Below are 26,263 nucleotides of genomic sequence, written 5' to 3' on the forward strand. Positions count from 1 at the left end.
AAGGAGGGACTTTTTTATTTTTTGTTTAATATTTTAATAATTCCATTTATCTATCCATTTTCTGGTTCCTCCCCTGAAGGGGAGGCCAGGTGGGACTATTTCTTCAGTACCAGTTCCTGCATATCGCCATAAGTTTCATAACTCGATGTTACTACCTTATCGCCCGGTTTCAACCCGGATAATACCTGGAAGTAATCGGTGTTTTGCAGCCCGAGCTGTATATCAACCTTGTAGGCGGTTCTGCCATCGTCGCTTAACTTAAATATCCAGTTACCGCCGGTAGTTTGATAAAAGCCGCCTTTGGGCAATAATACCTGTTTGCTTTCGTCGCTCAGCGCAAGCAGTATTTGCAGTGTCTGGCCGCGGCGTATACCAGTGGGCACGGCGCCTACAAATTGCATATCCACCTCGAACTTACCATTGGTTATCTGGCTGAAGATCTTTTTTATCTTAAGTGTATAGTTTTTATCGGCAAAGCTGAATGTACCTGTTAAGCCTGTATATATCTGCGACAGGTAATGCTCGTCAACATCAACACGTACCTTATAGCCGGTAGTCACGTCGATCTGCCCCAGGCGGCCGCCGACATTTTTGCTTTGGCCAACCTCGGCATCGAGCGAGGTGAGTTGCCCGTCGACAGGGGCGCGCAAAACCAGATCGGATACCTTTTTGCGCATCAGGTCGAGCGCGGTTTTCATTTGGGCGTACTGCTCTTTAGCCTGTTGCTCCTGCTGTTTGATGAGCAGGGTATCCTGCTTTAATATCTGGGTAGTTAATCTTTTTCGTTTTACCTGGTAGTTGTAGGCAATTTCGGCCTGGCGGTACTCCTGCATGCCGATGGCTTTTTGTTCGTACAGGTGTTTATCCAGCTTATACACGCGTTCGGCTTCGTTGTAAGCATCCTCCACATCGGCCATTTGATTGAGCTTGCTGATGGTAGCCTGGGTAGCATTATTTTTTGAGATCTGCATTTGGGTTTGCGCGGCGTACACACTGGTTTCCTGGTTGGCAAGGCTTAGCTCGAGGTCGGTGTTGGATAGTTTAAGAATAGGATCGCCGGCTTTGAGCATGGTGCCGTCTTCAACAAAAACCTTTTCAACACGGCCACCTTCAACAGCGTCGAGATAGATAGTTGTTATCGGCATCACCACGCCGTTTACCGGGATGGTAACCTGGAATGGCGCCCTGGTAATTTCGCTGATGGTGATCCGTTCGGTATCGACATTTAACTTACTTTTACCCGATGTTAAGTAGTAGCTGACGCCAATAAGCACGATAATACCGGCTACACCGGCAATAGTTAATATGCGTTTACGGCTCCACTTTTTTTTCTCAATAACTCTATCCACAGTATAATTTTATTTTCAGTTTAAACTTTACCCAAAAGAACATGCCATAAAATAAATGGCTCTTTATCAGCAATATAGAGGCTGTTTTAAAATAACCTGCGTACGCTTTTGTAACAGCAGGTGTACGGTTATGATACAGTTGTTTTTTGTGCGATGCGCCAATAAAACTGTATTACAGCAATTTACATTTATGGTTAGATTACTGCTATGGGTTTATTAAAAATATTTATTTGTATTTTCACCCTAACCATGCTACTTAAAAAAGCCACCGTTTTAATTGTCGACGACGACCCCGACGTGTTGACAGCCGTAAAGCTTTTGCTGAAGACAGAAGCACAGGAAGTGATAACCGAGAAAAACCCGGAAAACCTGAACTGGCTGCTGCAAAAAAATACACCCGACCTGATCCTGCTGGATATGAACTTTACCAGCGCTATCAATACCGGTAACGAAGGTTTGTATTGGCTGCGAAAAATTAAAGAGTGGAAGCCCGATGCCTGTGTGATCATGATCACGGCATACGGTGATATCGACCTGGCGGTACGCAGCTTAAAAGAAGGTGCGGCCGATTTTATTGTAAAGCCATGGCATAACGATAAGCTGATAGATACCATTAAAGACCTGCTGGATAAAAAAGGCGGGCCAAAATCGGCGAAAGTCACTGTCAAAAGCAGTACATCGGGCACAACTATTTTAGGCGAATCGCCGCTGATGGAGGATGTGTTTTTAAAAGTGAACAAAGTAGCGCCTACCGATGCCAATATATTGCTGCTGGGCGAGAATGGTACGGGGAAAGACCTGATAGCGAAAGCTATCCACGAACGGTCGATGCGGGCGGATAAGCCTTTTATTAAGGTAGACGTTGGTGCACTGACGGATACTTTGTTCGAGAGTGAATTGTTCGGGCACAAAAAAGGTGCTTTTACCGATGCCCGCGAAGAACGTGTCGGCCGTTTTGAAGATGCTAACGGCGGTACTTTATTTTTGGATGAAATAGGCAATATATCGCTGCAGCAACAAGCCAAATTACTAACCGTTTTGCAAAACAGGCAGGTTACGCGCCTGGGTAATAACAAGCCAACCGATATTGATATCCGCCTGATATGCGCCACCAACTTACCGCTGCACGAACTGGCTAACGAAAATCGTTTCCGTAAGGATCTGGTATATCGTATCAATACCGTTGAAATAACCATGCCGCCGCTGCGTAAGCGCAATACCGATATTGCTTTGCTGGCTAAGCATTTTGCTAAAGTATATGCTACTAAATATTTGAAAGCGGCTATCAGCTTCGACGAAAGTGCCTTGCAAAAGCTGAACAGTTACCATTACCCCGGTAACGTGCGCGAGCTGCAATATACCATTGAGCGAGCTGTAATTATGGCCGATGACGCGGTGTTAAAAGCTGCCGACCTGATATTTTCATCGATTGAAACAGCGCCCGAAGCTCCCGAGCCTTTAGACGATATGCCGCTGAGCATGGTTGAAAAAAACACCATTTTACGGGTGATAGAAAAACACAACGGCAACATAACCCGCGCCGCAAAAGAGCTGGGACTTACCCGTACCGCGCTTTACCGCAGATTGAGCAAGTATGATATTTAAACGTTACGAATGGCGCATTTTATTGCGGATAGCCTTGTTGTTTATAACCTTGCTGGCTACCGCGTTTTTGATGGTTAAGGAGTGGTATATCTACCTGATCATCACGCTGCCCATCATCGCCTATCAGCTATACGATTTTTTGCGCTTTCAGAAAAAGGCGCAGGACGAGGTGGAAGCTTTTGCTGAATCGGTACATTACCGCGATTTTTCGCGACACTTTGATGTTGGCCGCGCACCTACCGAACTTAAGCCTTTGCGCAAGGGGTTCAACGATATCAATACTACATTTAAAGTGATCAGCCGCGAGCGAGAAACGCAATACCATTACCTGCAAAAGATACTCGAACTGGTTGATAACGGCATTATATCGTACGAAGAAGAAACAGGCGAAATAGGCTGGATGAACGAATCGTTCAAAAAAATATTCGGCATCCCTTACCTTAAAACCATCGAATCGCTTAAAAAGCGCGACGAAGCTTTGTATAACGAGGCGATGGCCATTAAGCCCGGCGATAGCAAGGTAGTATCGGTTACCCGCAACAAACAGGTGATCAAAATATTATTGACCGTGAGCGTGATGCGGATTGACGACAAAGTTTACCGCCTGCTGGCTTTTCAAAACGTGAGCGAGGCGCTGGATGAAACCGAAAGCAAAGCCTGGCAAAAGCTGCTGAACGTCATGACGCACGAGATCATGAATTCGGTAGCGCCGATATCATCGCTGGCCGACACGCTGAAAAACCGCCTGCGCAATTATTCGCAGGATAATAAAAACAAAGGTGGCGACCTCGACGACCTGGAACTGGGCATCGATACCATTAAGCGCCGCAGCGAGGGTTTGCTCAAATTTACCGAAAGCTACCGCAGTTTAAACAAAATTACCCGGCTCGACCTGACCAAAATACTGGTGCGCGACCTGTTTGAGAACCTCAGCAGTTTAATGGCACCCACCTTAGATCAAAAGAATATCGAACTGGATATTGTACTGCGCGACCCGCAAATGGCTATTGAGGTGGATATTAACCTGATAGAACAGGTGCTGATCAACGTATTGGTAAACGCCATCGAAGCGGTGAAAGACAGGGCAAATCCTTGCATTACTTTATCTGCCGAGCTGCGCCCCAACGGTAAACCTCAACTCAAAATTGCCGATAACGGCGTGGGTATGCCGCCCGACCTGATCGAGAAGATCTTTATCCCCTTCTTCAGCACCCGCAAAACCGGCAGCGGTATCGGCTTAAGTTTGTGCAAGCAAATTATGATACTGCATAAAGGCAATATCCAGGTGCAATCGGTGTTGGGTGAAGGTTCGGCGTTTGTGTTGTTGTTTTAGATATCACTAATGGAATTTTTGTAGTCTGAAAACTGCATGTATATTCGTTTGAAGCCGGGAGACTTCTAACAGCAAAGGGTCTTGGTGCCGCTTGGTTCTTGCCACTTGCTTCTTTTTTCCAAAACAATTCCCGCTTTCAAACCTTTAGTAGATAACTAAACACATCCCTCCATGAAAACAAAAATGTACCTATTGGCAACTGCATTGCTATTCTTGTTTGCCATCAACACATCAAAGGCCGCTACCCCAATCACAACTTACACACCTTATACCAAAGAATATATTGCGACGATGACCGCCGAAGAGCGTCAGGCACGCATCGAAGAAATTAAAGACCGGGTGAACGAGATCAGAGCGATGGATAAATCGAGCCTGACACGTGCCGAAAAGAAAGAACTGAAAGTTGAATTAAAAGAAATGCGCCACGAAGCAAACGCCATTAGCGCGGCCGGCGGCGGCGGTGGTATTTATTTATCGGTCGGTGCCATCATCATTATCATTTTATTGTTGATATTGATCCTGTAATTACAGGTGGCTTTTTTATGAGTTTGCCTTTGCGGTGCTTTGCATCATCTGCCGCGCGATGGATGATACAAGGGCACTGCAAAGGTTTTTCTTTTTGTGCTGTGTCAAACTGACAAATAATAAATATATTGCTGCCTTAAACCAACAAGCAGCATGTTACCGCTCAAAACCTTCCGCCATGTAGCCGGTGTGTGCCTTTGTTTGCTATTAGCCTGGCTGTCAAATGCCGCGAACGCGCAAAGCGCCGATAAATTCTTCCCGAAAGCCGACCTGATGCCGATAGGCTCATATTATTATCCCGAGCAATGGCCGCACGAATACTGGGCGCGCGACCTGAAAAAAATGGCCGAGGTCGGTTTTGATTTTACGCACTTTGGCGAATTTGCCTGGGCATTTATCGAACCCGAAGAAGGCCATTTTGATTTTAAATGGCTCGATGAAGCCGTTGAGCTTGCACACCAGAACGGCATCAAGGTAATCATGTGCACCTCGTCGCCCACGCCGCCGGTTTGGCTGGAGCAAAAGCACCCCGAAGTTTTGATGGTGAACGAACTTGGCGTGACCATGCAGCATGGTTCGCGGCAACAGTGCAGCTGGTCGAGCCCGGTGTACCGCGAGTATGTGAGCAAAATGGTTGAAGCCATTGCCAGGCATTACGCCACCGATAAACGCATATGGGGCTGGCAACTGGATAACGAGCCATCGCACTACGGGCAATATGATTACAGTCCGGCGGCGCAAGCCAGCTTTCAAAAATGGTTGAAGAACAAGTATCACGATATAGAAACCCTCAATAAAACTTGGGGAACAGCCTTTTGGAGCATCCGCTACAGCGATTTTAGCCAGGTACGCTGCCCGAACAATAAAGAGCTCATCGCGCAGGCAAACCCTGCTGCCATATTGGATTTTAAACGCTTCAGCGCGGATGAAGTGACCGGGTTTATGGGCATGCAGTACGATATCCTGCGTAAGTACATTTTGCCTGAGCAATGGATAACTACCAACCTGATGCCTACGCACGACCAGGTCGACCCTACCCGCTTTACCAATCTCGACTTTGTGACTTATACCAAATACCTGGTTGCCGGGTACGATAAAGGTTTGGGCCCGCAAGGTTTCAGGATGGGATCGCCAACCAGCATCGCTTTCTCGAATGACCTGTTCAGGCCGATAAACGGCACGACCGGCGTAATGGAACTGCAGCCCGGCCAGGTAAATTGGGGTAAATTCAATTCGCAGCCTATGCCCGGCGTGGTGCGTATGTGGATATGGCATGCTTTCGCCGGCGGCAATAAATTTGTTTGCAACTACCGGTTTAAGCAACCACTTACCGGCGGCGAGCAATACCATTACGGCATCATAGGCACCGACGGCGTTACGCCGAGCCGCAGCGGGCAGGAGTACATCAAGGTGATCAAAGAGATGAAGAGCCTCAAAAAGGATTACGACCCGAACGCCAAAATGCCAAAGGACTATGCTTCCAGATTGACAGCGGTACTGTATAACCCCGATAACCGCTGGGAAGAAGATAACCAGCCGCAAACCAACCAATGGAACTTTATGGATCACCTGATGCGTTATTACGGTGCCTTGAAAGAGCTGAACTGCCCGGTTGACGTGATTACCGAGAATAAAGACTTCGGCAAATATCCCGTGATGATCGCTCCGGCATACGAACTGCTGGACGCCAAACTGGTTGAACGCTGGACGCAGTACGTTGAGAATGGTGGTCACCTTGTACTCAGTTGCCGTACCGGGCAAAAAGACCGTAACGACAAACTGTGGGAGATGCATTACTCCGAGCCGATCTCTAAACTCATTGGCGCTAAGGTTTCGTTTTACGATTTGCTGCCCGATACCGTTTGGGGTACTGTAAAAATGGGCCTGAAAACCTATAAATGGAACAACTGGGCCGATGTGGTCGACCCGGTGCCGGGTACCGAAACCTGGGCAAGTTACAGCAACCAGTACTACGCAGGCCGTGCCGCTGTGATCAACCATAAGTTAGGCAAAGGCACAGTTACATTTGTTGGCCCGGATACCGATGACGGCGAGCTTGAAAAAGCCACTTTGAAAAAGGTTTACGAGCAGGCCGGTATCCCGGTAGCCAATTTACCCAAAGGTGTGATACTCGAGTGGCGCGACGGCTTTTGGGTGGGCGTAAACTACTCGGCCAAACCGTACCTTGTGCCTATCCCGGCAACGGCTAAAATACTGATCGGTAGTAAAATACTCAACCCGGCCGATGTGGTTGTTTGGAAATAGTGCTTTTATTCAATGTTTTTGTTTTTATTTGAAGCATGATCATCGTTATACAATGCCCGGATAAGGTTGGATTGGTAGCGGCCATATCGGGCGTGATAGCTAACGAAAGGCTCAATATCATATCCATGCGTGAGCATGTGGATGCAATTGAGAACCGGTTTTTTGTACGGATAGAGGTAGCGCAAAGTAGTGTAAGCGACGAGTTTGAACAGAAACTGCGCAATGTACTGCCTCATAATGCTACGATCACCATCAACCCCGAACCGCAAAAACGCATTGTGGTAATGGTAACCAAAGAATACCATTGCCTGGCCGACATTTTGATACGCAATTACTTTGGTACCCTTGGAGCTAATCTGCTCTGCGTTATCGGCAATCATAACAACCTGCAAAACATTTGCGAGCGCTTTGGCGTGCCGTTCTTTTGGCTATCGCACGAAGAAAAAAGCAAAGAACGATTTGAAGATGAAATAGGCGAAGTGATCACACAATATGATCCGGATTATGTAGTGCTGGCTAAATTTATGCGCATTTTATCTCCGGGGTTTACTGCACGGTTTGCCGGGAAGCTCATCAATATCCACCACTCGTTTTTACCGGCATTCATCGGCGCTAATCCTTACCGGCAGGCGTTTGAACGCGGTGTGAAACTTATTGGCGCCACGGCGCATTTTGTGACTGACGACCTGGACGAAGGCCCGATCATCGCTCAGCAGATCATTCCCGTTGATCACAGTTTTACCACAGCCGATATGGTAAAAGCCGGTAAAGAGATCGAAACATCCGTATTGGCAAAAGCCCTGCAGTTGGTGTTCGATGACCGCGTGTTTGTTTACAAGAACAAGACCGTAGTGTTCGAATAAATACTAATTATGCGGCTTTAGGTTTGGATTTTCCAGCGGCAGCGGTACAAAATCCGTTTCGCCGGGTACCCGGTCAAATTGCTGATCGCGCCAGCGTTGTTTGGCCTGCTCTATCTTTTCGCGGTCGGTCGCTACAAAATTCCAGTAAATAAAACGCTCTTCGGCAAAAGGCTCGCCGCCAAAAAAGTAAATGGTGGTATCAGGGTTCATGGTAAACTCGCACAGCGTATTGTCTTTAGCTACCAGCAACTCCTTGGGTTCGAAGGTTGTCTCCTCGCTTTCAATACTCCCATCCAAAATATATAAACCGGCCTCGCCGTATAATTCGTTGCCAATTTTTACCGTTTGCCGCGATTTGCTTTTCAATTCTAAAAAATACAGCTTGCTGTAAACCGGCACAGGCGATTTTTTGCCCATCACTTCGCCTGCGATGAGCCGGTAAGCTATACCGTCTGTTTCCCAGTAAGGCAGCTCTTCGGCATTAGCGTGGAAGAATGTCGGCTCCATCTCTTCAAACTCTTTTGGCAGGGCAACCCATATCTGTAAACCGTGCAGGCTCTTTTCGCCATCACGTAAACGCGCGGGTGTCCGCTCCGAATGTACAATGCCTTTGCCGGCGGTCATCCAGTTTACCTGTCCGGGCGTAATTTCCATTTCGGTGCCCAGGCTGTCCTTATGCATCACATTACCGTCGAACAAAAAGGTGAGCGTCGATAAGCCGATATGCGGGTGTGGCGGGATATCAAAATTTTGCCCCGCAGGCATAGTTGCCGGGCCCATATGATCGATAAAGATAAACGGCCCAACCATGCGCTTATCCTTAAAGGGCAGCAAACGGCCAACCATAAAATTGCCGATGTTGCGCGGGCGTTCTTCAATAATGAGATTGATGTTAGACATAGGTATTCTTCGGTGTTTTTAAAGTATCAAGTCGCAAGTATCAGGTATCAAGTATGCCTTTTATAGTCTTGTTACTTGATACTAACTACTTGCTACTAAAAGCACATGGGTAAATATGGGTATTTTTACTATACTTTCTATCAAATATGCCCCTATATGCCCTAATTGCGGCTTTTGTGTTTTTTGTACCCATAAAAACACATGGGTACTCATGGGTATAACATGGGCATACCCATGTCTCACCATCATAACAGACCAATAAACTAATGAACACATCAACCAATGAACAAAAGCAGGGGGGATATTGTAAGAAATTTTTCGGTGTTCTATACTTTTTTCCAATCCGCTTGGCCTATGTTCATTCTTGCAATCTGTGCATTTTCATGATACAAGATACAAAATTTCCGCTACATTACCCGCTTTTATTGCCTTTAAAGCGTAAAATTATTATATTCACTTTCGTTAACAACTGACCCTTTTTTTACATGAACAAACTGTACGCCCTTAGTGTGGCCGCGCTGTTGATTGCTCCATGCGCCGTGGCACAAAAAACGATTACCGGTTTTACCGGCCAGTCATTGGCTGCCGAGATCAAAGCCGAAACGCAATTCGATCAGTCGCTTAGTGCGCAACGCATTGGCGAAACCATTAAGCTGTTGTCATCCCAGCCGCACCATATTGGTTCGCCGGGAGGTAAGGCCGACGCCGGTATAATTCTCGAAAAGCTTAAAAGCTACGGTTTTGATGCTCATATCGAAACCTATAACGTGCTTTTCCCCACGCCTAAAACCCGTGTACTCGAAATGACCGGGCCAACAAAATATACTGCCATTTTAAAAGAGCCGGCTTTAAAAGAAGATGCCACCAGTGGCCAGGACGGCCAATTACCAATATATAATGCCTGGAGCGCCGATGGTGATGTTACTGCCGAACTGGTATTTGTAAATTACGGCATCCCTGAAGATTACGAAAAGCTTGATGCCATGGGCATCAGCGTAAAGGGTAAAATTGTCATAGCCAAATACGGGCATTCGTGGCGCGGTATTAAACCTAAAGTAGCGCAGGAACATGGCGCCATAGGTTGTATTATCTACAGCGACCCTAAAGACGATGGCTATTACCAGGGCGATGTTTATCCTAAAGGGGCCTTTAAAAACGAATACGGAGCTCAGCGCGGCTCCGTAATGGATATGGTAATCTATCCGGGCGATCCCTTAACCCCTGGTATAGGCGCCACCAAAGATGCTGTTCGCTTAAAACGTGAAAACGCCACTAACTTGTTAAAGATCCCGGTACTGCCCATCAGCTATCATGATGCGCAGCCTTTACTGGCTGCACTTGAGGGGCCCGTTGCACCCGACGACTGGCGTGGCGCGTTACCATTCACTTACCACGTAGGCCCGGGCAAAGCTGTGGTACATTTAAAACTCGAGTTCGATTGGAAAATGGTGCCCGCTTATGACGTGATCGGCATGGTAAAAGGCTCAGCTTACCCCGACGAGTGGGTAGTGCGGGGCAACCACCACGATGCTTGGGTAAACGGTGCCGGCGACCCGCTAAGTGGGCAGGCTGCAATGGATGATGAAGCCAAGGCCATAGGCGACCTGTTAAAAACAGGCTGGAAACCTAAACGCACCTTGGTATATTGCGCCTGGGACGGCGAAGAACCCGGGCTGATGGGCTCGACCGAATGGGCCGAGGACCACGGCAAAGAATTGCAGCAAAAAGCCGTAGTATATATTAATTCGGATGGCAACGGCCGTGGATTCCTGGGTGCATCGGGTTCGCATGCCCTGGAGGGCTTTGTTGACGAAATAGCTCACGATGTAACAGACCCGCAAACTAAGGTAAGCGTGTACGAGCGCAGCCATGCCCGCGAAATAGTGAATGCTGCAACATCAAAGGCTAAAAAGGAAGCTATGGAACGTAAAACCATCCGTATTGGCGCTATGGGATCAGGCTCTGATTATTCGTCGTTTTTACAACACCTGGGCGTGCCCTCTCTCGATTTTGGTTTCGGCGGCGAAGATCCGGGAGGCGAATACCACTCGGTTTACGATTCGTACGATGATTATGTGCGTTTCAAGGATCCGAATTTTCAATACGGCGTGGCACTGGCGCAAACCGCGGGGCGTGCAGCGCTCCGAATGGCCAATGCCGACCTGTTGCCATTTGATTTCCGCAGTCTGTATAAAACCATTAACCGTTACAGTACCGAAGTTGCCGACCTGACAGATGCCATGCGCGAAAACACATCGGTTGATAATCAGGCAATCAGGGCGAACAATTACCAGTTAGCCGCCGATCCGACAAAATCAGTAAAGCCGCCTGTGGCTAAAGCCGATGTACCTTATCTTGATTTTTCACCGCTCCAAAACGCCCTGCACAAGCTGGAAAAAAGTGCCAACGATATGGCCGAGATATGGAGCAAAGCCACAAAAACGGGCGGCGATAATGAGGCGTTGAATAAAAAACTGTACCAGGCCGAGCAACAATTGCTTTCGGCAGACGGCCTGCCTCGCCGGGGCTGGTACAAGCATACCATTTATGCTCCTGGCTTTTATACCGGTTATGGCGTTAAAACCTTACCCGGCATACGCGAAGCCATCGAGCAGCGCAACTTTACGGAGGCGCAGCAGCAGATAGTAGTAGTGGCACAACAACTTAACCGGTTAGCCGATTATTTAAGCGCGTCTGCAACACCCGCGATGCCATAAAGAGTTTTTAGCTTTGACAACTTTAAAAAAGTTGTCAAAGCTTCATAGTGCGTTAAAAGCCACCAATGCCTTTTCTATCCGCGCCACAGTTTCCTGCTTACCTAATAGGGCCGCAATATCAAAAACATGCGGGCCGAATTTGCCGCCCACCAGCATAATGCGGAAAGGCAGCATTACATCGCCAATTTTAAAGCCTTTTTCGTCGGTAAGATACTTAAACAATATCTCTAACTGCATCGGTTCCCAAACCTCCGCTTCATCAAAACGGGTGATCAGTTCGCTAAAAAAGAGCGTTTTCTCATCGGTCCATTTTGGTTTAACGGCGACCAGATCGTATTGCACCGGTGCCTCAAAAAAGTACAAGGTTTGTGTATAAAAATCATTCAATAAGGTGCAGCGGTCTTTAACAGCCTCTATCACTTTAACCAGATAGTCATCGTTGGTAACAGTAATGGCATGACGGTCTAAAACACCTATAACACTCTCTGCCAACTGCTCACCGCTCATCTTCTTTATCCACTCTGCATTAAACCACTTGGCCTTTTCAAAATCAAATTTAGCCCCGGCCTTGTTCACCCGCTCAATCGAAAATGCATTGATCAGTTCGCCCATGGTAAATATTTCCTGGTCGGTACCGCTGTTCCAGCCCAACATGGCCAACAGGTTTAAAAACGCTTCGGGTAAAAAACCCATCTCGCGGAAGCCCGGTGTCAGTTCGCCGGTTTTATCATCGAGCCAGTCCATAGCATACACCGGGAAGCCGAATTTGGCCCCGTCGCGCTTGCTCAGCTTACCGTGCCCGTCGGGTTTTAATATCAAAGGCAGGTGCGCCCATTGCGGCATATGTTGTTCCCATCCTAAATACTTCCACAGCAGCAGGTGCACCGGCGCCGATGGCAGCCACTCTTCACCGCGGAAAGCATGGCTTATCTTCATCAGGTAATCGTCGACCACAACCGCTAAATGGTAGGTAGGCATCCCGTCGGCTTTGAGCAAAACCTTATCGTCAACCTGGTTGGTATCAAAGCTCACATCGCCGCGTATCATATCGGTAAAACGCACGGTTTCATCGGCAGGCATTTTTATCCGGATAACATGCGGCGTACCATTGTCCAGCATCAGATCAACATCGTGCTCGCTCAGGCTTAACGAGTTGCGCAGCTGGCTGCGGTATACATGCCCGTATTGAAAATTAGGTATTTCCTTGCGGTTTTTATCGAGTTCTTCGGGCGTGTCAAAAGCATAGTAGGCGTGGCCCTGGGCAACCAGGCGCTCGGCGTACTCGCGGTAAAGCGCTTTGCGCTCGCTTTGGCGGTAAGGTGCATACTGGCCGCCAATGCCCGGGCCCTCGTCGGGGTTCAGCCCGCACCATTGCAGGCAGTCCAGAATGTATTGTTCGGCGCCTTCAACATAACGGCTTTGGTCGGTATCTTCGATACGCAGCACAAAAGTGCCGTTATGCTTTTTCGCAAAAAGGTAATTGAACAGCACGGTGCGCACACCGCCCAGGTGTAAACCACCTGTCGGGCTGGGCGCAAAACGGACGCGGACATTGGATTGTGACATGGGGCAAAAGTAAGGATTTCGGATTTCGGATTTTCGATTTCGGATGTTCAATTTCGGATTTACCCGATTTTCCTCATAAAATTGCAACGGGGTGAGAAAAATATATTAAATATACACGGTCATTGCTTCTTAACTCACAGTATTGACACTTTGAGAAAATCCGAAATCCCAAATCCGACACCCGAAATATGAAAATCCAAAATGAAATCGTTTAATTTGGATTACCGATGAACCCATACGAACGTAAACGCCGCTGGAAATATCTGTTACTCGCTTTTGCCGTAGTTATCGCTATCGGCTCGCTGCTCTACACCCGTTACCTGGTGAGGGGCATAGCCAAAAGCGAGCGTACGCGCGCGCAATTATGGGCGCTGAGCGTTAAAATGCTGCTTGCGGCCGATGATAATGATTCGTTTAACTTTATCACCACCGTCCGCGATAGCCTGGTAGTGCCCGCTATCGTGGTTGATGATAAAGGCGATATCCTGTTTGCCCGCGGATTGGATAGCACACGAACTTACATCCAGCCTGCCGTAGGCGCCAAGCCCGATAAAAAAGCCCTGCGATACGACCCGCAATATTACAAAGCGCAACTGGAGTACATGCGCGAGCAGCACGGCCCCATCAAGATAGATACCTTTAGCGGGCAGTACTGGCTGGTATATTACCAGGATTCGGCCTTGCTAACCCAGTTAAAAGTTTTTCCGTACATACAGCTTACGGTTATCGCGGTATTTCTGCTGGTGGCTTATACGGCGTTCAGCTCATCGCGCAAATCGGAGCAGAACCAGGTATGGGTAGGGCTGGCCAAAGAGACGGCCCATCAGTTGGGTACACCCATCTCGTCGCTCATGGCCTGGATCGAGCTCATTAAAGATAAATTTTCGGCCGAAGAAGACCCGCTTATCGCCGAAATGGAAAACGATGTGAAACGCCTGGAGATCGTTGCCGACCGTTTCTCGAAGATCGGCTCCAAACCCAAACTCGAGAATCATTCGGTATACGAGGTGGTCAAAGAGTATGTAGACTACTTCAAGGTTCGGGTGAGCAACAAGATACACTTTGAGGTTGTCGGCGATCCGCATCTCGAGGCTGCTTTGAACGTGCCGCTGTTTGCCTGGGTGCTCGAAAATTTATTAAAGAACGCCATCAACGCCATCGAAGAGAGCGGCACCATCCGCATAGAGGTAGGGCAAAACCAGGTAAAAAAGCAGGTGTTTATCGATGTATCTGATACCGGTAAGGGTATCCCGCGTTCAAAATTCGTCACCGTTTTTCAGCCGGGTTATACTACCCGCAAACGGGGATGGGGCCTGGGCCTTTCGTTGGCCAAGCGGATGGTGGAGAACTACCATAACGGCCAGATCTATGTAAAAGACTCCGAATTAGGCAAGGGCACCACCTTCCGCATCGCATTAAAAAATCAAACTACCGAATCATGAACAGACCACAACCCGGCGATTACATCCCCTACCAAACGCAGTACCTCGACACGGTAGCCGATGGGGATATTGTTGAAATACTGAACCAGCAGTACGATAGCCTGAACGTTTTTTTGAGATCGATACCCGAAAGCAAGGCGCTTTATGCTTACGCTGATGGCAAATGGACGGTTAACGAAAGCATAGGCCACCTTACCGATACCGAGCGTATTATGGCGTACCGCCTGCTGCGCTTTTCGCGAAAAGATACGGCGCCGCTGCCCGGTTTTGAGCAGGACGATTATGTAGCGAACGCACATTTTAATGGGATGAAGATGAGCGACCTGGTTGACGAGTTTTTGGCGGTGCGCAAAGCCAACCTGTACCTTTTCAACAGCCTTACCGACGGGCAGAAGCAATTAAGCGGCATATCGAGCGGGCACCGCATTACCGTGAATGCCTTTTTGTACATCATTGCCGGGCATGCCAATCACCACGTTAATATCCTGAAAAAACATTATTTATGAGCAGGCTTTGGTTTGGCGAACCGCAGTTGAGCGATATCAACGATCGCCACAAAGATCACATCGGCGCGCTGATCGGTATCGAGTTTACCGAGATAGGTGATGATTTTATTAAAGGCCGCATGCCTGTGGATGCACGCACCCATCAGCCTTATGGTATTTTACACGGCGGTGCATCGGTTGTATTGGCCGAAAGCCTGGGCAGTATTGCCTCAAGCTTGATTATCGACCCTGAAAAGCTGATGGCCGTTGGCCTCGAAGTGAATGCCAACCACCTGCGCCCGGTAAAGAGTGGTTATGTTACCGGCATCTGCACGCCCATCCATATCGGGGGCAAAACCCATGTTTGGGATATTAAAATGTACGACGACCGGGGCAAGATGAACTGCATCAGCAGGTTAACGGTAGCTATTATCAGTCGTTAGTCCGGAGTCATGAGCCGGGAGCCTTTTTGACTCATGACTATGGACTCCCGACTCAAGACTACTCCTTCTTATCAAAAGTTTCTTTTTTCTCTATAAGATACGATACAAACAAACCTATACCTCCAAAAATGCCTATTAGCGAAAAATGAATAGATGGGTTATCGGTATCCCATTTGGTAAAAACAAACTGGGTTAATATCGTAGCTAAAAATAAGCCAACCCCCGTACCGATCAATAACAACGCCCACTTTAAATATTTAAAAGGTGCAGGCTGCGTTTTATAGGCGCGTGGATCCATTCCACGTTCTATCATGGCCATTCTTTCTCTTTTATGCAGATAAACGATCCCGAAAATCATAGCAAACATGCTTATTGGGACTAAAATTGGGATTAAAACGCCGGCTTCCATAATGTGTAATTTTAATTGTTAATATACCTGTTAATTATTGTGTATTTGTAAGCTATGACTACACGTTTTTTAAGCAGGTTACACGCTGGTAAATTATTTTTTTAATTTTTTAGTGCGGCAAGCTATCCCACCCGATAAAGGGCTGGCACCTCCATGTTTAAAGCGTAACTTTTTTGTTTGATAGGTTATCGCACTTCGCCCGCATCATATTTTTTCTCAACTTTATACCAAACTAACCTCATGCACAAATATTTACTTACCGCTTTTTTTGCCGTATCGGCTCTATGCGTACGGGCGCAGGATAATTACGAGATACAGGTTTACGGTTCCGAAACCATGGATAAGGGTCATACCATGGTTGAGCTGCACAGCAACTTTACGCTCAATGGCACCAGGTTTACCGATGCAGGCGGTACCTTGCCAACCAACCACGTCGAACACGAAACAATCGAAATAACCCACGGCTGGACCACCTGGTTCGAGACGGGTTTTTATTTTTTTAACTCCGTTGGCAGCGATGGCCGCACCGCTTATGTAGGCTCGCATATACGCCCGAGGGTTGCAGCTCCCGAAAGCTGGCATTGGCCGGTAGGCGTCAGCTTATCGGTGGAGTTCGGCTTCCAGAAGGCGGCTTATTCGGAGAGTACCTCGTCGTTGGAGATCCGCCCTATCATCGATAAAAAATGGGATAAACTTTACGTGTCTTTCAACCCTACTGTCGACCATAGTTTTGCCGGTACCGGCGATAACGAGAGCTACATATTCTCGCCCAACTTAAAGGCCAGCTATGACGTAAGCAAGGTAGTGGCATTGGGCATCGAGTACTATGGCAGTACGGGCCCGTTTTTTCATTACGACCCGATAAGCGAGCAGGACCACCAGTTTTATATCGCTACCGACTTAAACTACAGCGCCAACTGGGAGTTTAACGCCGGCATCGGTTACGGTACCCAGGCGTCGGATCATGCGATATTTAAGGTGATATTGGGACGAAGGTTTTAAAGATAAAGGCTTTAGTGACTCTATTACCAATAAATTAACTTAGAAAGAATAAACTCGCAAACAATAATTTCGGTGTCAAGTTCAACAAACACAATCGTGTATTTCTTTCGATAGGAAATACATTTGTATCCCATTAGATTTCTCTCAGGGTCACGGCATAGCCTGTACCCTTTTCTGCTATCGCCTAATGCTGAAATAAAATCATATGCCTCATTCGAGAATTTTTCGGCGGTAGCCAAAAGACCTTCTGATTCAAGATACCAGGAGACCTCGGCAATAGCATATGCAACAGATTCGCGGATAATTACTTGTCGGAAGCCCATTTATTGATGAGCTTTTTACTGTAATCCCGAGCTTCTTCAATGGAGAGCGTTTTTTCGGGTTTCCATTTTAACGCTGCTTGCCTTTGCAACTCCTGATAGCTTTCTTCAGGAATAAGCACATATTTCTTTTTATCGATAGTAAGATGGGTCATAACAGCTCTTGCTTTTTATACGAAAATAATAAAAATGCATTTGATATTCAAGAACCCTCTTCTTACTTACCCCTTCTTCAACGACGACTCCCGCACGATCAGTTCCGATTTCAATACGATCGAATCCGTCAGCATCATGTTCGAAGCGCCTTTGAGGTGGTTGATCAGCGTCCGCGCCGCAACTTCGCCCATCTCGTAGCTCGGGTAATTGATCGTCGTGAGGTTAGGTTCAACCAGGCCCGATATCGGGTCGTTGTTAAAACCGGCAATAGCAATATCGCCGGGTATGGATATCCCATCGGCTTTTAATTCGCGCATGCAATAGGCAGCAAAAGCGTCGTTGGTGATAAAGGCGCCGTCGGGCAGCGGGTCGATAGCCAGTATCTGCTGCACGGCGTCAACGTTCGGGCCGACGTGCTCGTTCAGGTAGTTGATGATCAGCAGGTCATCGGTAAATTTAAGCCCGTTATCGGCTAAAGCCTTGCGGTACCCCTGGTAACGGTCGGCGTATACATTCCGTTTCAGGTCGCCGGTAACGTGTACTATTTTTTTACAGCCCTGCTCGATGAGGTGCGTGGTAATTTCGTAAGCCGATTTAAAGTTATCGATCACCACTGCCGGGCAGTTTTTGTGGTTGTACACGCGGTCGAAGAATAGCAATGGGATACCTTTATCAATAAAAGGCATAAAATGGCTGATATCTTCAGTATCGTAAGCCAGGGATGCCATCAGCCCGTCGACACGGCTGTTGAACATGGTATTGGCGTTGGCGATCTCTTTTTCAGTACTCTCGAGCGACTGGCTGATGATGAGGTTGTAGCCCGACTCGCTGGCAATTTTTTCCATCCCGGCCAAAACCGTCGATACAAAAAAACTATCCAGGCGATGAACAATTACCCCTATGGTATTGGTGCGGTTTAAGCGCAGGCTGCTGGCAAAAGTGTTTGAACGATAACCCATTGACTTGGCTATGTCCATGATCTTTTTCTTGGTTTTCTTGCTGATGGCGGGATGATCGCGCAGGCCGCGGCTTACCGTAGCAGGCGAAATATCCAGCTCTTTGGCAATATCATAAATGGTGATTTCCTTATTCTTCATTCAGGTTGCAAAGATAGGCCGAATGGCATCTTTGCAACTAAAGTAAAAAAAATATTGCAAATAAAATTACAACCGATTGCATTTTAAAAAATATTCAATAATTTTACCACAAATTAGTGTTTAACAAACACGAACTCATATTCCGTTTATAAACTAATACAATTGTTGCATGCTTCTTTTGGGTATTGATGTAGGTACTTCGTCTATTAAAGTGTCGGTTATCGACGCGCAACAACAAAAATGTATCGCATCGGCGCAGTACCCCGATACCGAGTCGGCTATTATTTCAACACAGCCCGGCTGGGCCGAGCAGTCGCCCGAAATGTGGTGGGAGCATGTGCAAAAGGCCATTTTACTGGCACAATCCAACAAAAACTTCGATCCGAAAGATATTGCCGCTGTCGGTATCGCTTACCAGATGCACGGCCTGGTTTTGGTTGATAAAGGCCAGAATTCGCTCAGAAACAGCATTATCTGGTGTGATAGCCGCGCTGTGGAAATTGGCGACAAGGCTTTTGATGTAATGGGTCACGATTTTTGTTTAAGTCATTTATTGAACTCGCCGGGTAATTTTACCGCTTCAAAGCTGGCCTGGGTAAAACAAAACGAGCCGGATATTTACAATAAAATCGATAAAATCATGCTTCCGGGCGATTTTATCGCCATGAAACTCACCGGTGAGGTCACTACTTCGGCCTCTGCATTATCCGAAGGAATTTTTTACGACTTTCAATGCAATCGGTTGTCTGAAGATGTGATAAAATACTTTGACTTCGATACAAATTTCTTTGCAACCGTTAAACCGGTATTTGCACAGCACGGTCAGTTAAAGCCAGATATCGCATCAAAACTTAACCTTAAACCAGGCATACCGGTAGCTTACAAAGCCGGCGACCAGCCCAACAATGCCTTATCATTAAATGTACTGAACCCCGGCGAAGTTGCCGCTACGGCCGGCACCTCCGGAGTGATTTATGGCGTAAGCGATGTTTTGGCTTACGACCAGCAATCGCGCGTAAACACTTTTGCGCATGTTAACCATACCGGGGAGCAAAAACGTTTGGGGGTGTTGCTGTGTATCAACGGTACCGGCAGCTTAAACCGCTGGACGAAGACTTTATTCGGCGCCGGTACCAGCTATCAGCAAATGAATGCCGAAGCCCAGCAAATAAAATTAGGCAGCGATGGCCTGCGCATTTTGCCTTTCGGCAACGGCGCCGAGCGTATGCTTTGCAATAAAATGGTGGGCGTACATTTTCATAATATCGATCTCAATTTGCATACAAGGGCACATATTTTCCGTGCCGTGCAGGAGGGTATCGTGTTTGCTTTCCGTTATGGTTTAGATATCATGCGCGAAAATGGCATGAACCCCTCGGTGATACGCGCCGGGCAGGCCAACCTGTTTTTAAGCCAACTGTTTACAGAGGCATTTGTAAATGCAACAGGCGTACCGGTGGAACTATTCAAGAACGATGGCAGCGTAGGAGCGGCTTTAGGCGCAGGTATTGGCAGCGGCATTTACAAGCAACCGGCCGAAGCTTTCAGCAATATGGAAAGGGTGAAAGTTGTTGAACCGAAAAGGAATGACTATGAACCGATATACCAGGAATGGAAGCAACTTTTAAATAAACAACTGGAAGTGGAATAAGCCCCACCCAACCCTCCCCGCAAGGGAGGACCCCAAGCGAATTAAATTAATACAGCTTTACAAAAAGTCTCCCCTTGCGGGGGAGATTTAGAGGAGGCTAATAACAGAATAATTAAACAATACATCATGGCAAACATCATCACAGGTGAAAGAGAGTTTTTTAAAGGGATAGGCCAAATTAAATACGAAGGTCCGCAATCGGATAACCCGCTGGCATTTCGCTGGTACGACGAAAACCGCGTAGTGGCAGGCAAAACGTTGAAGGATCATTTCCGTTTCGCAGGGGCTTATTGGCACAGCTTTGTAGGCAGCGGCGCCGACCCGTTTGGTGAGCCGACACACATTTTTCCGTGGAACGAAAAAGCCGATGCTGTTGAGCGTGCCAAAGACAAAATGGATGCTGCTTTCGAGTTCCTCACAAAACTTAACCTGCCTTTCTACTGCTTTCACGATGTGGATGTAGTTGATTATACCAACGATATTAACGAAAACGACCGCCGTTTACAGGCTTTGGTTGAATACGCCAAACAAAAACAAGCCGCCAGCGGCGTAAAACTGCTTTGGGGAACGGCTAACCTGTTTTCGCACCGCCGTTACATGAACGGTGCCATCACCAACCCCGATTTCCACGTATTAGCGCATGGCGCTGCACAGGTTAAGGCGGCTTTGGATGCAACCATCGCATTGGGCGGCGAAAACTATGTTTTCTGGGGTGGGCGCGAAGGTTACATGACCTTGCTCAACACCGACATGAAACGCGAACAGGAGCACTTTGCCAAGTTTTTACATACCGCTAAGGATTATGCCCGCAAACAGGGCTTTAAAGGCACTTTTTTTATTGAACCCAAACCCTGCGAGCCGTCAAAACATCAATATGACTACGATGCCGCAACAGTGCTGGGCTTTTTACGCCAGTACGACCTGCTGGGCGATTTTAAACTAAACCTGGAGGTTAACCATGCTACGCTTGCTGGTCACACTTTCCAACATGAACTGCAGGTGGCTGTTGACCACGGCGCTTTAGGCTCCATCGACGCTAACCGCGGCGATTACCAAAACGGCTGGGATACCGACCAGTTCCCGAACAACATTAACGAGATAGTAGAATGCATGCTGGTTATTTTAGAAGGAGGCGGCATACAGGGAGGCGGAGTTAACTTCGATGCCAAGATCCGCCGTAACTCGACCGATCCGGCCGACCTGTTTTACGCGCATATTGGTGGTATGGATATCTTCGCCCGTGCTCTGATCATTGCCGATAACATCCTGCAAAAATCCGAATACAAAAAGATCCGCGCCGACCGTTACGCATCGTTTGATAACGGCAAAGGCAAAGAGTTCGAAACGGGCAAACTTTCGCTCGAAGATCTGCGCGCTTATGCTGTTGAAAACGGCGAACCGGCCGTTACAAGCGGTAAACAAGAATATTTAGAAAATTTGATTAACAATTATATTTGATATATAATTGTAAAAGATACACTAACGTGTATGAGAAGAACCATTTTATTAACCTAAACACTCAAAATGAAAACACTCCAAACCGGTGACTACCTGGTATTTTTGTTTTACTTTATCGTTGTAGCCGCGTATGGCTGGTGGGTTTACCAACGTAAAAAGAACGTTAACGCCACCTCGAACGACTACTTTTTAGCTGAAGGATCACTAACCTGGTGGGCTATCGGTACCTCATTGATCGCGTCGAACATCTCGGCCGAACAATTTATCGGTATGAGCGGTTCGGGTTTTAAAATGGGTTTGGCCATCTCTACCTATGAGTGGATGGCAGCCGCAACACTCGTTATCGTAGCCGTGTTTTTCATCCCGGTTTATCTGAAGAACAAAATATTTACCATGCCGCAGTTCCTGCATCAGCGGTACAATGGTACAGTGGCCATGATTATGGCGATATTCTGGTTGTTTTTATACATCGTCGTAAACCTGTTATCTATCCTTTACCTGGGCGCTATCGCCATCCACGGTATCGCACCTGAGTTCTCTATCGGTCTGTGCATTATTTTACTGGCTATCTTCTCGGTAATTATCGCCCTTGGCGGGATGAAAGTTATCGGTTATACCGATGTTATCCAGGTATTCTTCCTGATACTGGGTGGTTTGGTGGCCTCGTATATTGCCCTCAACCTGGTGAGCGACCCGACAGGCAACACCAAAGATTTAGGCGGCATGTTCGGCGGTTTAAAACAGGTTACCCAGCAAGCCAGCGACCACTTCCACATGATCTTTCATAAAGACAATAAAAACTACGTGGATCTTCCCGGTTTAAGCGTGTTAATCGGCGGTATGTGGATCACCAACTTAAACTACTGGGGCTGTAACCAATACATCACCCAGCGTGCGTTAGGTGCTGATTTAAAAACTGCCCGCAGCGGTATTTTATTCGCCGGTTTCCTGAAACTGTTAATGCCGGTTATCGTGGTTATCCCGGGTATTGCAGCTTATGTATTGTACCAACGCGGTATGTTCCATACTGCCGATGCCGCAGGCATGCTTACCCACAACGGTATTACCGATGTGAACAAGGCTTACCCATCGCTGCTCAACCTGTTACCTGTGGGCATGAAAGGTTTGGCCTTCGCGGCGCTAACCGCGGCCATCGTGGCATCGCTTGCCGGTAAGGTAAACAGTATTGCCACCATCTTTACACTCGATATCTATAAAAAAGCCATTAACCCCGAAGCTTCCGAAAAGAAACTGGTTAACCTGGGTAAAATATCGGTTGCCATATCAATGGCTTTGGGTGTAGCTCTGGCTTACGTGTTGGGCGAGGCTTTAATGGGCGAAGGTAAGCAAGGGTTTAACTATATCCAGGAATATACCGGTTTCTTCTCGCCGGGTATTTTGGCTATGTTCCTGTTAGGCTTCTTCTGGAAAAAAGCTACTTCGAACGCAGCATTATTTGCTACCGTAGGCGGTTTCGTATTATCTATCGTGTTCAAATTCTTACCGCGCTTTGCCGATCTGAGCTTTTTAACTCCTTATGGCTTTTACGCTCCAAACTATAGCAATGGCGGCGCATACGAAATCCCTTTCTTCGACAGGATGGGCTTCGTATTCCTGATCAGCGTAGTTGGTATGTGGCTGATCAGCATCATCGAAAACCGCCGTGGTGTTGTACCTAACGGCCTCGAGGTAGATACCAAAATGTTTAAGGTTACGCCGGGCTTTGCTATCGGTTCGGTAATTATCTGCCTTATTTTAACAGTATTGTATACAGTTTTCTGGTAATCCATCAAACCTTATAATAATTAAAAACCCGGTGCAGCAATGTGCCGGGTTTTTTGTTGCGCGTATTTCTTATCCATACAAAATCACGTATCATTGCATCAGATAACACGCATACATTTGGACGATATTTTAATAGCCATCAGGGATACGCCGGTCGCGGCTGCCATTTTTGTGATAACGTTAGCTATCAGTTTGCTGGCTTTTAACAGCGATGAGCTTTACGAGAGATTCATCCTGCATCCGTACAGTGTGGCGCAGGGCAAACGGGTATACACATTAGTTACCAGTGGGTTGATCCATAAAGACCTCCCGCACCTGTTCTTTAATATGTTTTCGTATTACTTTTTTGCCTTTCAGCTGGAGCGTTTTATGGGGCATTGGCAATTTGGCATGTTGTATGTTGCCTGCCTGATCTTGAGCGATCTGCCCACAGTGGTAAAACATAAAAACGATTACTGGTACCATAGCCTGGGCGCATCTGGCGCTATAAGCGGGGTGGTGTTTGGCTTTATTATGTTTAGCCCTATGCGGGATTTTTACCTGATGTTCATTCCGGTGCCTATCCCGGCTATCGTATTTGGAGTTTTATATCTTATTTATTGTGTGTACGCTTCAAGGCGGGGTATAGGTAATATTAACCACGACGCGCACTTTTATGGCGCCGTGTGCGGAATTATTATCACCATCAGTTTATATCCTATGGTGGTGCCATCGTTTTTCCTTATCCTGCGTAACCACCTGGGCTTGCATTAAAGCGGCAGGTCGATGCCATCGGCAGGGATAAAGTTCTCATCCTTATCGAGCAAAAAGCTCATCGGGTGTTCGGGGTTTTTGATGATCTCGAGCAGGAGGAACCCCCATCGCTTCCAAAAATTTTCAAGCACCTGGCCATAGGTTTTGCCCAGCCAGTCATCGAACAAAGGCTTGGCGCTCATTCCCCGTAAGGGCATTGCCTCTATAAAGATCTCATCGCCTACAGGCAAAATATTGTACTCGGGCAAACGGTTAAACAGGTAAGCTGAATAGAAGATGCGCCCGCAAAACTCCTCGAACTGTATAGGGTGCAGCTTTTGCCCTTCGATCTTTTCCAGGATGTGGCGGTGATAATTGCGGTTGGCCCCGTTATCCTGCAGGCAGATGATCAGCCCAAAATCTTTTAACCGGATAGAGAAGGTAAGCGTGTTGATCTCGTCGCGGTAAGCAAATTCGTTTTCGGGGTTGTTAACCTTGAACAGGAAAAGGCTGAACGGTTTAAACTCTTCAAAAACCATCGGCTGGCTAATACTTTGCAGCATCAGGTGCAGGTTACTGAACTTATGGATAATGGACTGCGACATGCTAAAATCTTCGCCTTGAGCGCGCGATTGTTTGATGGCGATCTGCAGTTCGTTAAAGATAATGCCGTACAGTAGCTTACCCGCCCAGCGGAACAGTTGAAACTCATCAAAAGCCTTCATCGCTTCATAACCGCCATCAAAAGCTTCGGCTACTGCTGCTTCCAAAGGCTCCAGGTATTGCTCATTGATGTGCGCCGCGCAAGGTATCTTCAGATCTTTGTAGGTGGCCATGCTTTCGTCGAGCAGCTTAAACGGCTGATCGGCCAGGCCGTAACGGTTCATCAGCCAAACCGGGAAAACGGCTGTTTTTTCTTCGGTGCTTTGTAAAGTCTCGCCGCTTAAAAAGCATTGCTTATTGCTGAAATTGAAGGTTTCGAAAGGGTGGTATAGTTGGACGCTCACGCCACAAAGATAAGATTGATTTTGATTGCCGGGATTTGATCGTTTTTTATAGTTTTGAATTTAACATGCACCTGACTTATCAACCCTTCGAACTCGAACTGAAACATACGTTTACCATTGCTAAATTTTCGCGTACCTCAACACCGTTGATGCTGGTGCAACTGCACCATGAGGGTTTAACGGGTTATGGCGAAGCATCGATGGTGCCTTACATGGGCGAGAGTATACAAAGTGCTACCGATTTTTTAAAACAGGTAGATGTATTGCAGTTTAAATATCCTTTCGATTTTGCTGCGATCAATCATTATCTTGATACAATCGCTCCCGACCAGCCGGCTATCAAGGCAGCTATCGATATAGCATTGAACGATATAGACGGCAAACTGCGACAGCAACCTTGCTGGAAACTGTACAGCAGCGATCCGGCAAAAATGCCGGTAACCTCATTCACCGTAGGTATTGATACCCCGGAGATGATCGTTAAAAAGCTGCAGGACGCCAAAGATTTTAAAGTGATCAAAGTAAAGCTTGGCCGCGATAGTGATAAAGAACTGATCAATACCATCCGCAGTGTTACCAATGTGCCTTTGTTTGTGGATGCCAACCAGGGCTGGGCCGACCGCGGGCAAAGCCTGGATATGTGCCACTGGCTGCACGAGCAGGGAGTATTGCTGATAGAACAACCCATGCTCAAAACCGATATGGACGGTAATGCCTGGTTGAGCGAACGCAGCCCGGTGCCGATCATCGGCGATGAGGCGGTGCAACGCCTGCCCGATGTGACCAAAGCCGCAGGTGTGTATAATGGCATCAATATTAAACTGATGAAATCGGCAGGCATGTACGAGGCGCACCAGATGATCCTTAAAGCCCGTGAGCTTGGTTTAAAACTGATGATAGGCTGCATGAGCGAAACCAGCTGCGCTACTTTAGCCGCCGCCGCGTTGGCCCCTCTTTGTGATTGGGCCGACCTGGACGGGCCTTTCCTCACGACTAACAATCCTTACGTTTTGCCTGGGTTTGCTGATGGCAAATGGGTGTTGAATGATGGGTATGGCTTGGGTTTGGAGTTTAAATAGGACTGCCTTATGTTACTTATAATATTTCTTCTTGCTACAGTGGGTCTTATTTGCCTGATAGGTATGAACCTTGC

The 26,263-nt window shown here is 47.3% G+C and carries 22 protein-coding genes; 15 read left to right on the plus strand and 7 right to left on the minus strand.

Annotated elements, in window-relative coordinates:
* Positions 1–95: 95 nt before the first annotated feature.
* Positions 96–1,349, minus strand: coding sequence for an efflux RND transporter periplasmic adaptor subunit (locus BEL04_RS11940; protein WP_066004065.1), 1,254 nt, complete (start codon positions 1,347–1,349; stop codon positions 96–98).
* Between the two features lie 249 nt (positions 1,350–1,598).
* On the opposite strand from BEL04_RS11940, the gene BEL04_RS11945 reads away from it, so the two are divergent.
* The 5 genes from BEL04_RS11945 (at position 1,599) to purU (ending at position 7,940) form a co-directional block, all read left to right on the plus strand.
* Entirely contained in the window at positions 1,599–2,954 is a 1,356-nt protein-coding gene (locus BEL04_RS11945) for a sigma-54 dependent transcriptional regulator (RefSeq protein ID WP_066005223.1), read from the plus strand.
* The gene (locus BEL04_RS11950) at positions 2,944–4,287 is read left to right on the plus strand and encodes a PAS domain-containing sensor histidine kinase (protein ID WP_066004068.1); all 1,344 of its coding nucleotides are present in this window, start codon (positions 2,944–2,946) and stop codon (positions 4,285–4,287) included. Before BEL04_RS11945 ends, BEL04_RS11950 begins: the two co-directional genes overlap by 11 nt.
* A 171-nt stretch (positions 4,288–4,458) precedes the next feature.
* Positions 4,459–4,812 carry a hypothetical protein gene (locus BEL04_RS11955; RefSeq protein ID WP_066004070.1) on the plus strand — a complete coding sequence of 118 codons (354 nt, stop codon included), beginning with the start codon at positions 4,459–4,461 and terminating at the stop codon, positions 4,810–4,812.
* Between the two features lie 153 nt (positions 4,813–4,965).
* The gene (locus BEL04_RS11960; RefSeq protein WP_083227897.1) at positions 4,966–7,077 is read left to right on the plus strand and encodes a beta-galactosidase; all 2,112 of its coding nucleotides are present in this window, start codon (positions 4,966–4,968) and stop codon (positions 7,075–7,077) included.
* Between the two features lie 35 nt (positions 7,078–7,112).
* Complete coding sequence (purU, locus tag BEL04_RS11965; RefSeq protein ID WP_066004073.1) at positions 7,113–7,940, plus strand: formyltetrahydrofolate deformylase; 828 nt, start codon at positions 7,113–7,115, stop codon at positions 7,938–7,940.
* A 3-nt stretch (positions 7,941–7,943) separates the two neighbouring features.
* On the opposite strand, the gene BEL04_RS11970 is transcribed toward purU, so the two are convergent.
* The gene (locus BEL04_RS11970) at positions 7,944–8,840 is read right to left on the minus strand and encodes a pirin family protein (RefSeq protein WP_066004075.1); all 897 of its coding nucleotides are present in this window, start codon (positions 8,838–8,840) and stop codon (positions 7,944–7,946) included.
* Positions 8,841–9,325: 485 nt separating this feature from the next.
* Here BEL04_RS11970 and BEL04_RS11975 point away from each other — a divergent pair, with 485 nt between their 5' ends.
* Positions 9,326–11,557 (plus strand): transferrin receptor-like dimerization domain-containing protein, encoded by a 2,232-nt coding sequence (locus tag BEL04_RS11975; protein ID WP_066004076.1) that lies wholly within the window; start codon positions 9,326–9,328, stop codon positions 11,555–11,557.
* 42 nt (positions 11,558–11,599) lie between these two features.
* Here BEL04_RS11975 and gltX read toward each other — a convergent pair whose 3' ends face one another.
* On the minus strand, positions 11,600–13,123 hold the full coding sequence (gene gltX, locus BEL04_RS11980; protein ID WP_066004078.1) for a glutamate--tRNA ligase: 1,524 nt from the start codon (positions 13,121–13,123) through the stop codon (positions 11,600–11,602).
* Between the two features lie 227 nt (positions 13,124–13,350).
* Here gltX and BEL04_RS11985 point away from each other — a divergent pair, with 227 nt between their 5' ends.
* The 3 genes from BEL04_RS11985 to BEL04_RS11995 are packed head-to-tail and all read left to right on the plus strand — an operon-like array spanning position 13,351 to position 15,493.
* Positions 13,351–14,565 (plus strand): HAMP domain-containing sensor histidine kinase, encoded by a 1,215-nt coding sequence (locus tag BEL04_RS11985; protein ID WP_066004079.1) that lies wholly within the window; start codon positions 13,351–13,353, stop codon positions 14,563–14,565.
* On the plus strand, positions 14,562–15,071 hold the full coding sequence (locus BEL04_RS11990; protein WP_066004082.1) for a DinB family protein: 510 nt from the start codon (positions 14,562–14,564) through the stop codon (positions 15,069–15,071). The genes BEL04_RS11985 and BEL04_RS11990 overlap by 4 nt, the downstream gene beginning before the upstream one ends.
* Entirely contained in the window at positions 15,068–15,493 is a 426-nt protein-coding gene (locus BEL04_RS11995; protein ID WP_066004086.1) for a hotdog fold thioesterase, read from the plus strand. Before BEL04_RS11990 ends, BEL04_RS11995 begins: the two co-directional genes overlap by 4 nt.
* Before the next feature lie 58 nt (positions 15,494–15,551).
* On the opposite strand, the gene BEL04_RS12000 is transcribed toward BEL04_RS11995, so the two are convergent.
* Positions 15,552–15,902, minus strand: coding sequence for a DUF6249 domain-containing protein (locus BEL04_RS12000; RefSeq protein ID WP_083227898.1), 351 nt, complete (start codon positions 15,900–15,902; stop codon positions 15,552–15,554).
* A 240-nt stretch (positions 15,903–16,142) separates the two neighbouring features.
* Between BEL04_RS12000 and BEL04_RS12005 the strand changes: the two genes are divergently transcribed.
* The gene (locus BEL04_RS12005) at positions 16,143–16,904 is read left to right on the plus strand and encodes a hypothetical protein (protein ID WP_066004089.1); all 762 of its coding nucleotides are present in this window, start codon (positions 16,143–16,145) and stop codon (positions 16,902–16,904) included.
* Between the two features lie 304 nt (positions 16,905–17,208).
* Here BEL04_RS12005 and BEL04_RS24305 read toward each other — a convergent pair whose 3' ends face one another.
* Positions 17,209–17,379 carry a hypothetical protein gene (locus BEL04_RS24305; RefSeq protein WP_175404069.1) on the minus strand — a complete coding sequence of 57 codons (171 nt, stop codon included), beginning with the start codon at positions 17,377–17,379 and terminating at the stop codon, positions 17,209–17,211.
* A 66-nt stretch (positions 17,380–17,445) separates the two neighbouring features.
* On the minus strand, positions 17,446–18,477 hold the full coding sequence (locus BEL04_RS12015) for a LacI family DNA-binding transcriptional regulator (RefSeq protein WP_066004094.1): 1,032 nt from the start codon (positions 18,475–18,477) through the stop codon (positions 17,446–17,448).
* Positions 18,478–18,646: 169 nt separating this feature from the next.
* Here BEL04_RS12015 and BEL04_RS12020 point away from each other — a divergent pair, with 169 nt between their 5' ends.
* The 4 genes from BEL04_RS12020 (at position 18,647) to BEL04_RS12035 (ending at position 24,124) form a co-directional block, all read left to right on the plus strand.
* On the plus strand, positions 18,647–20,128 hold the full coding sequence (locus BEL04_RS12020; protein ID WP_066004095.1) for a xylulokinase: 1,482 nt from the start codon (positions 18,647–18,649) through the stop codon (positions 20,126–20,128).
* A gap of 126 nt (positions 20,129–20,254) precedes the next feature.
* On the plus strand, positions 20,255–21,586 hold the full coding sequence (xylA, locus tag BEL04_RS12025; protein WP_066004096.1) for a xylose isomerase: 1,332 nt from the start codon (positions 20,255–20,257) through the stop codon (positions 21,584–21,586).
* Positions 21,587–21,652: 66 nt separating this feature from the next.
* On the plus strand, positions 21,653–23,371 hold the full coding sequence (locus tag BEL04_RS12030; protein WP_066004102.1) for a sodium/sugar symporter: 1,719 nt from the start codon (positions 21,653–21,655) through the stop codon (positions 23,369–23,371).
* A 117-nt stretch (positions 23,372–23,488) separates the two neighbouring features.
* Positions 23,489–24,124, plus strand: a complete 636-nt coding sequence (locus tag BEL04_RS12035) for a rhomboid family intramembrane serine protease (RefSeq protein WP_371327588.1) — start codon at positions 23,489–23,491, stop codon at positions 24,122–24,124.
* On the opposite strand, the gene BEL04_RS12040 is transcribed toward BEL04_RS12035, so the two are convergent.
* Complete coding sequence (locus tag BEL04_RS12040) at positions 24,121–25,110, minus strand: hypothetical protein (protein ID WP_066004105.1); 990 nt, start codon at positions 25,108–25,110, stop codon at positions 24,121–24,123. The genes BEL04_RS12035 and BEL04_RS12040 overlap by 4 nt on opposite strands.
* A 65-nt stretch (positions 25,111–25,175) precedes the next feature.
* On the opposite strand from BEL04_RS12040, the gene BEL04_RS12045 reads away from it, so the two are divergent.
* Complete coding sequence (locus BEL04_RS12045; protein ID WP_066005230.1) at positions 25,176–26,189, plus strand: dipeptide epimerase; 1,014 nt, start codon at positions 25,176–25,178, stop codon at positions 26,187–26,189.
* Positions 26,190–26,263 lie beyond the last annotated feature (74 nt).

This window comes from Mucilaginibacter sp. PPCGB 2223 (genome assembly GCF_001705515.1).
Taxonomy (GTDB): domain Bacteria; phylum Bacteroidota; class Bacteroidia; order Sphingobacteriales; family Sphingobacteriaceae; genus Mucilaginibacter.